Raw genomic sequence first — 318 nt, 5'->3', positions numbered from 1 at the left:
GTAACAGGTGCGCAGATTATCAAACCCAATGGAGAGAAAAAATTACTGTCTGGCAGCCAGAAAAAAGGGGCGTTTATTTCTGTCTCAGAACTGGAAGATCATCCCGATACAGTGATCATTACCGAAGGTTACGCCACAGCGCTCACAGTTAACTTGCTCTATAAAGGTTCTGTTCTGGCGGCGTTGGATGCGGGCAATTTGCTTTCTGTCTCTAAAGCCGTTCGGGAACGCTGGTCGGACACAAAAATTATTTTGGCAGCAGATAATGACTGGCATCATCCCGACGAACTGGATAAGCACGGCAAACCAAAAGTGAAT

Annotated in this window: 1 pseudogene; it reads left to right on the top strand. The window is 46.2% G+C overall.

The features are described 5' to 3' along the window. Positions 1-318, top strand: a pseudogene (locus AAC147_RS08100) (DNA primase); the annotation flags it as partial.

It is taken from the genome of Xenorhabdus sp. NBAII XenSa04 (assembly GCF_963866145.1).
GTDB classification, from domain to species: domain Bacteria; phylum Pseudomonadota; class Gammaproteobacteria; order Enterobacterales; family Enterobacteriaceae; genus Xenorhabdus; species Xenorhabdus indica.
Note: the sequence above shows the minus strand (reverse complement) of the source record. Positions and strands in the feature narration are given on the sequence as shown.